The sequence below is a fragment of the Arthrobacter sp. STN4 genome (genome assembly GCF_024539665.1).
GTDB lineage: Bacteria > Actinomycetota > Actinomycetes > Actinomycetales > Micrococcaceae > Specibacter.
In genome coordinates, this window is record NZ_JAKZGX010000026.1 from 48516 (window position 1) to 55769 (window position 7254).

Genomic DNA, 7254 nt, shown 5'->3' on the forward strand with positions numbered 1-7254 from the left:
CATGAAACGAACACTGCCAGTCCTGGCGGCCGTGCTGCTGTGCACAGCCTGCACCCCAGCAGCCACCACCACGGCCGTGGAGCAGTCACCAACAAGCACCGTCAGGCCCACAGCCTCACCTGACGCAGCCGGCCACGCCCAAGCACCAGGCGGCACCGCCCCGCCGACCCTGGGTATCGCTTGGGATGCGGCGAGCAAGACATCCGCGCTGGACACGGCTACCCGTGCGATGGAGCTTTACGCGCGGCCGACAGTCTCTGACAAGGTGTGGATTCAGGACCTCGGACAACTCATGACTTCCCAGGCGGTGGCCGATTACCAGTACGTGGACCCGGCCAACATCCCGGTCAAAAAAATTACCGGCCCGGGACAGTTGAAGGTCGACGAAAACAACGGATTCGGCTGCCATGTCGTGTTCCCCACTGACGCCGGCAGCTACGACGTACAGCTGCTGCGCAGCGCCGCCGACCAGCCATGGCAGGTCAACCGCTTCACTCCCCCCAACGGCACCAAGTAAGGAAAGACGATGGAAACCCAGGCACTAGACTTCCCCAAAATCCACGCCGTTTTGCGAACCAATGGAACAGGCGAAGTCACCATCAACGGCACCTCCCACCCGATCCAGGCAGACGACGAAGCCGCCGTGCTGCGGGAGGCCCTGCGCCTCATCACCGACACCGCCGCCCACCTGGGCCGGCCCGTGAAGGTCACCACCACCGACCCCGACGGGCAAGGACTGATAGTCGTCTCCCCCGAAGGACACGTGAGCGAAGCAGCACCGGCGAAAACCGCACCCAGGCGACAAAAAGCCCCGGCAGCGGCCCCCCTGATCACTTCAGTCCCTGAAGCCGTCCCAGCCCCCGCCGAGCAGCCAGCAGCAACTGTGGCCGCTCCCGTGCAAACCACCCCGACGCCCGCCCATGAACCGGACGAAGCGAAGCAGCCCGTCACCTTCGCGTCCTCAGTCGACCAGTCCCAGTCACCCCCCACAGCTGCCCCGGAACAGTCAACCCGGCGCAGCCTGAAAGAAACCTCGTTTCTCGTCAGCGCCCCCGTCCTGGAACCCGCTGCACACGGCTGGCGTGGAATCCTCACCAAACTCGGCTTCCGCATGGAACCATCCGCCGAAGAACTGACCGAACGCGAAGACATTCGAACCGTCAGCCAACACTGGCCGGGCCCGCGCACCGTCGCCGTGGTCAACCGCAAGGGTGGGGCCAACAAGACACCGACCGTCGTGATGCTCTCGGCAATTTTGGCCCGCTACAGCGGAGCCGCCACCGTCGCCTGGGACAACAACGAGTCCCAAGGGACGCTGGGCTGGCGCACCGAACAAGGCGGCCACAACAACAGCGTCCTTGACCTCATCGACTCATCCCAGACGCTGCTCTCCCCCAGCACCAACGCCGCCGAAATCGCCCGCTTCGTCCACCACCAGACCTCCGATAAGTTCGATGTCCTGCGCTCAGACGAAAACGAGGAAGGCGACCACGAAGTCACCGCAGAGGAAGTCGACATTGCCCACCAGGTACTCACCCGCTATTACCGGCTTATCGTCATGGACTCAGGTAACACCGCACGTTCCGCGAACTGGCGCCAGATGATCCACCACACCAACCAGCTCGTGGTGCCCGTGACGGCAATAGAAGACCGGGCAGAAGCTGCCCGACTAACGTTGCAGACGCTCGAATCCCGTGGTGGACACGACGCCGAACTTGCACGCAATGCCGTCGTCATCGTCTCCGAATCCACCGACTCCAAGCGCAGCATGAGCGGCGATGCCCTCAAGCGGGCGAAGGCAGAAGCGCAACGGATCGCTGACGGTTTTGCCCCCCATGTCAGGGCCGTCGTCCGCATCCCCTACGACCCGGCCCTGGTCAACGGACCCATCCGCTATGAAGCCCTCCAACCAGCTACCCAGCGCGCCTGGCTCGCGGCCGCCGCCGCTGTCGCCAAAGGTTTTTAGACGACACGCGAAAGAAGATGCAGGACATGGCGATTTCAGAAACTAATGTGATGAGTATGGCAATTCAGAAACGCGCACGCGGAGGGCGTCCCTCTAAAGGGGAACGCCATGTTCTGACTACCCGACTCCCCGTTGCAGACGCAGAAAAACTATTCGCTATTGCAGATAGCTTGGGCCAGTCGGCTAGCGAGTTCATAGCCAACGCCGTGGCTGAAAAGCTAGCTGGCATCGATCTTTCGACCATTGAAACCCCGGAGGAACTGCCTATCGGCCGAATGGTCTCTTAAACGATGAAGGCCCGCCTAGAGGCGGGCCTTCATATCAAGTTATTCAAGCTCTTCACCCTCTTGCTTGGCGGCCGAGGTGAAGGGCTCCAACAGTTACACCCTCACGGAGTCTCTGTATGCCCACAAGTCTACACGCCCATACCCTTTCGTCCACGGAAACCGCCGTGGACACTCCCGGCGACCGCCCGTCAGTGCGGCTGCGGCGAGTCAACCGCGCCCGGGAAACGGATTCTGCCGTGGTCCTGGCTGCCGTGCCCAAGGGCAGCGTGCGGGCCGCCCACGGCCGGCAAAGCATGGCAGCACTGCTGCACCATGAATCGTTCGCAGCCTGCAACCGCAACGGCCAAGCCACTATCGTGGCTGTCCTGCGGACCCTTATCGAGCGCACGGACTATGACACCATGACTGCCCGCCCCGGCTGGCAAGCTCTCATCGAGGCCACAGGCACGTCCCGAACGACCGTGGCACGTGTCCTGCGGCTCCTCGTCGCATGGGGCGTCATCGGCCGCGTAGCAGCTGGCCGACAGGCAAAATACGCGGCCGCTGGCCCCGACGGGGAACGCATTAACGAAGCCGCCGTGTACGTCCTGTGTACCCCTTCCCCCCTTACTCTTGTTCATAAAGTTGGCACCCCTCCCGCCCTAGGCGGTTCTCACCTTAAGAGAAAAGAGTTAACCCATACGCGCGCACGAGAAACAAGCTCTCAAAATGACGTGGCTTCGCCACGACTCATTGTCGAAGGCGTCGCGAGCGCCGCACCTGCCGCCCAGGTGCCATGGCGTCCAGAAATCCAGTGGCCTGCTCACCGGACGACAAACCGCCGGATACAGCGTCTAGCCGCGGCGGCCGAGATTCGTAACAGGAGCTTTCCCTTGCGTTCCATGACGACCAAGGACGTCACCAGCTCGTGCCGGGACTTCTTCTTGGCAGGGTGGACCGTCGCTGATGTCCTGCACGCCCTGGACTGGATGCCTGACGGCACGCCGTGGCCGCACAGCGGCGCACCGGAGACCAAGGACGCCTGGCGGTTACGCGGCTGGATGCGGCACCGCCTGGGAGCCTGGCGCACGGAGGCCGGCGAACCACTTCGCTCCCGCGACCAGCAGGCCGCCGCACGCCACGCAGACCAACTCCGCCAGGGCGAAGCCGAACGCCGCCGCGTGCTGGAACGGCAGGCAGAACGCGCCGCCCAGCTCAGCCAGGGAGATTCCCCGATCAAGGTCACCGCCCTGGCGCAGATCCGTGCGCTTTTCGACAGCGGCCGGCGAAAGACCAGGCCCGCCCGGAATCTAGAATGACGGGCGAAACTCACCGGCACCATCTCAGGTTTGACCTGCGGTGGAACAGTGGTTGGCGCTACGCGTGTGGTTGTGGTCCGTGTCTGCCGGGCTTCGAGGGCGGCTGCGTGCCGCCGCGTTAGGCTGGGCACTATCCACCATGCCCACCGGGAGGGACCAGAAGAGAATGCAGGGCGAGGACGGGGCCCACCCCGAGTGGGATCAGCTCTACGCCGCAGGCGTGCCGGCAACCCGCATCGCCGAACTGGCCGGGGCAAAGGTGCCCACCGTGAAGAGGCACCTGGAACGCCGGCGGGCCCAGGACCCGGAACTGGCCGCCAAACATCACGCAGCACCACGAAAACCCGGCCGCCAGTGGCACAGGCGCCTCCTTGAGCTCCGGGACTTCATCGCCACCCACGGCCGCTACCCCGCCATCCACGGCCGCGAGGCCGGCGAAGCCTCCCTCTATGGTTGGCTCTGCGCCCAGCGCCACGCACTGGTGACACAAACACTGGGCTGGGAACGGGCCAGGGAACTCGGCGAGCTCCTCGGAGACTGGGTCACCACCGACCTCGAACGAGAACAAGACACCCAATGGCGCCAACGCCTAGACGACGTCGCCGTGTTCGTGGCCGAGCAGGGACGACTACCCCGCCACCGGCCATTCACAACCAAGGCCGAAAGCTCACTCTCGATCTGGCTCCAAACCCAAAACAACCACGCACTCCACAAGCGCCTGGCACAATGGCGACTCACCGCACTGGAGGAAGAGGTGCCGGGGTGGAGAAAACCCCGAAGTCGGCAGCAGGGCCAGGAGACCAGTACATCCGCCAAGCTGCCAACTAAACCGAACTTGGCGGCTCAGGACACGTTCAGGAGTACCGGGCCCTTACTGGCTGGCTGGAATCAGCACCAGTAGCGTCACTGAAGAAGCCCCACGGCATGGGGTTGACGTGGGGCTTCTTCATACAACTGCTGGGGAGTTGTATAAAGTTGAAGTACTCCCGACGTCGACGTCATGTCCTCAGGTCGCCGCCGGCAAAGCTGATGACGAGGCGCGGCCGGCGCCTTAGTGGGCTGGCGCCAAAGAATTGACGAAGTCCTCGTAGCTGACGATCGGTATACCGAGACGCGCGGCATCGACTACCTTGCCGCCCGGGCTCCCGTCGATGGGCGCAACGAGAGCGGCTGTCGCCTGCGTTACGGAGACAGCGACGCGGAGACCGGCGCTCTCAGCACGGGCCTCCCCCACTCGGAGCGGGAGCTACCAGGTCCTGCACCTGTGAAGCAGACGGTGTCCCCCTTATTGGGGTGGCTTGTGAAAAAGTGGAATATCCGACGCTAAGGGACGCCAGCCGTCGTAGTGGCTAGATTTAGCCGCATTGATGACGGGTCACCGTGATTAAGCGTTCGACGTATCGCAAAAGGCGGTGCACTTTACATTGGTGGGTACACGGGAGCTGTTACACATTGGACCCTGTATTTGCTGACTTGGATGAGATCCTGGCCGGCGTCTCGCGAACGATCGTTATCGACATCCATCGCCAGCGGCACCCCGGTTGTCGACGTCATCACTGATACTCGTTCCACAACACCCAACGCTAGAACCTGACACTGACAAAGGACACAGGCCTGGGCGACCGCCGAAGAGCCAGCGAGGAGGCTGTGAGGGCGTAGGCGAGCTGGAAGAAAGAATCGGTTTCAGTTAAGCTATAACGCTAGCTACGTTTATTTCTTTCTAGAAAGAAATAAACGTAGCTAGCTAACTTGCACTAAAGAAAGTACCCTTGACGCATGAAGACAACACAAACGTTGATGGTCTACAGCGAGTCAGGCGGAGCAAGCAAAACGACGTCGGCAGTGTCGCTGGCCATGACAGCCGCAGCAACTGGGAAGAAGGTCCTGCTGATCGACCTCGACCCGAGAGCTGCAGCCACCAAATGGACGGGCATAGTACCCACGGAAGACTGGAGACATGTCGGCGCCATCCTGGGGAACGAGAGCCCCGAGGGATGGGCCAACGACCTGGCTGTCCAGAGCGACTGGATCGACACACTACGCGTCATTCCATCCGCCCGCAGCGTCTCCAACCGTGAAGCCGACAGGGCCGACCACGCCGAACTACGCCTGCGAATCTCTCTCATGGACGTGGACGCCGACCTCGTAGTGCTGGATTGCCCCAACAGGCAAGGGGGACCACTTACCCTGGCGGCACTGAATGCCGCGGACACCGTGGTCTATGCCGCCACCGCGACAACAGACGGAGTTGACGGCGTGGAAGGAGCCCGACGTTCCGTAAACCACTTCAAACGCTCTCGAGAACAAATAGGCGCGCCCTCGAATTTGCACGAGGCAGGCATCGTCGTCGGAGCCGTTCAAGAGACAATCATGAGCCGAATCGCAGCCGCCAGCATCGACCAGCTTCGCGAAACCGGCATGCTCCTGACACCCTTGGTCCCACACCGCACCATCGTCCAGGAAATGCGACTCACGCAGGAATGGTACGGGACCTACCGCAAGGGCCTGCCCGTTGTTGACGCCTACAAAGAACTAGCCGGAAAGATCCTCCGATGACCGAGCAAATGCAAGACCGGCCTACAGAACTCAAGCGCAGGGCCCCCAAGCCTGCCCCCGACGAACGAATCGATCCGGTGGATGCACAACCCACAGTGCCCCAAGCATCGGCAGAGGTCCCCACAACGACGTCACAGCCGGATGCGCCCGCATCCAAGGTTGGACGCCCAGCAGGACGACGCGAAATAACTGCCCAACTCGGAACACGCATTTCACTCACAGCCATGCAGGTACTCGATCAAGCGGTCGCAGAGCACGGCATCACTATCCGCTCAGCCCTCGAACAAGCCATCCTCGCCAAATGGGGGCGAGACGACTAGCCCGGCAGACACTGGACGAGCCTAACGCGCCTGTCCTCCGGCCGGTTGGATAGAAACCAAGTTGCATTGGGGAATGGCAAACCGCCCGCTCGATTGACCATTCCTCCTATTTACTACGCCAATGGACAGGTGCATTGCGCGGTGCCGTTCCCCTTGCTCGAAGACGGGTCCAAAAAGTACGGGCGCGGCAGCATCGGACTCGGGGCAGCCGGCGTGAAGGGTGGTCCGGATTGGTCTATGAATCGCGCCATGCTCAGTCCCCGCTACACCACCCACTGGGACGAGCTGCCTGTCGCGGAGGCCTCATGACTGGACGGGCTTTACCAGCTCGGGCCCGTCGCCAGTGAGCGGGCCGACCTGGTGGAACTCCAGCGCCTCGGCCACGGGCGTGGCCGCTGCCACGGCGGCGTCCACGAGTGTTTGGTCGCCGTCCTGGCCGGCGTCCAGCCATTCGTTCCAAAAGCTCGGTGGCAGGGTCACGGGGGTGCGGTCGTGCAGCTGGCTGACTTCACCGACGGCGGCACGGGTCAGGATCGTGGTCGTCAGGGTCCAGTAGTCCGCGTGGTCCTCTGGCAGGGACTTATCCGGCCACCAGGTGTACAGGCCGGCAAAGGCCAGGATCTCGTCATGGGGGGAGTGGATCGCGTACGGGGTTTTCGTCTTCCCCTCGGTGTGCCACTCGTAGTAGAAATCTGCCGGGTTATCCGGTATCCATTTGCGGTCGTCTTCAACGTCTTTGAGTGCGGTGACGGGTCGTCAGATCCTGTTGAAGACCTGACTATCTGGTCCTGTTCTTGAATGTCTTTGACGTCGTCAAGAGGTAAAAC

7 protein-coding genes and 1 pseudogene are annotated in these 7254 nt (G+C 62.5%); 7 read left to right on the plus strand and 1 reads right to left on the minus strand.

What is annotated here, in order from left to right; translation table 11 throughout:
- The first annotated feature begins 1 nt into the window (after window position 1).
- From MMF96_RS15815 to MMF96_RS15845, 7 genes and pseudogenes are all read left to right on the plus strand, one after another.
- Entirely contained in the window at window positions 2-517 is a 516-nt protein-coding gene (locus MMF96_RS15815; RefSeq protein ID WP_256884105.1) for a hypothetical protein, read from the plus strand.
- Window positions 518-526: 9 nt separating this feature from the next.
- Window positions 527-1966, plus strand: coding sequence for a chromosome partitioning protein ParA (locus MMF96_RS15820; protein ID WP_256884106.1), 1440 nt, complete (start codon window positions 527-529; stop codon window positions 1964-1966).
- A gap of 26 nt (window positions 1967-1992) precedes the next feature.
- The gene (locus MMF96_RS15825) at window positions 1993-2253 is read left to right on the plus strand and encodes a hypothetical protein (protein WP_256884107.1); all 261 of its coding nucleotides are present in this window, start codon (window positions 1993-1995) and stop codon (window positions 2251-2253) included.
- An 872-nt stretch (window positions 2254-3125) separates the two neighbouring features.
- Complete coding sequence (locus tag MMF96_RS15830) at window positions 3126-3551, plus strand: hypothetical protein (RefSeq protein WP_256884108.1); 426 nt, start codon at window positions 3126-3128, stop codon at window positions 3549-3551.
- Between the two features lie 139 nt (window positions 3552-3690).
- Window positions 3691-4452 (plus strand): helicase associated domain-containing protein, encoded by a 762-nt coding sequence (locus MMF96_RS15835; protein WP_256884109.1) that lies wholly within the window; start codon window positions 3691-3693, stop codon window positions 4450-4452.
- An 875-nt stretch (window positions 4453-5327) separates the two neighbouring features.
- Window positions 5328-6107, plus strand: a complete 780-nt coding sequence (locus MMF96_RS15840) for a ParA family protein (protein ID WP_256884110.1) — start codon at window positions 5328-5330, stop codon at window positions 6105-6107.
- 473 nt (window positions 6108-6580) lie between these two features.
- Window positions 6581-6736: pseudogene (locus tag MMF96_RS15845) on the plus strand (DUF4113 domain-containing protein); the annotation flags it as partial.
- On the opposite strand, the gene MMF96_RS15850 reads toward MMF96_RS15845, so the two are convergent.
- Window positions 6731-7138 carry an SOS response-associated peptidase gene (locus MMF96_RS15850; protein ID WP_256884112.1) on the minus strand — a complete coding sequence of 136 codons (408 nt, stop codon included), beginning with the start codon at window positions 7136-7138 and terminating at the stop codon, window positions 6731-6733. The pseudogene MMF96_RS15845 and the gene MMF96_RS15850 sit on opposite strands and share 6 nt — an antisense overlap.
- Window positions 7139-7254: the final 116 nt, after the last annotated feature.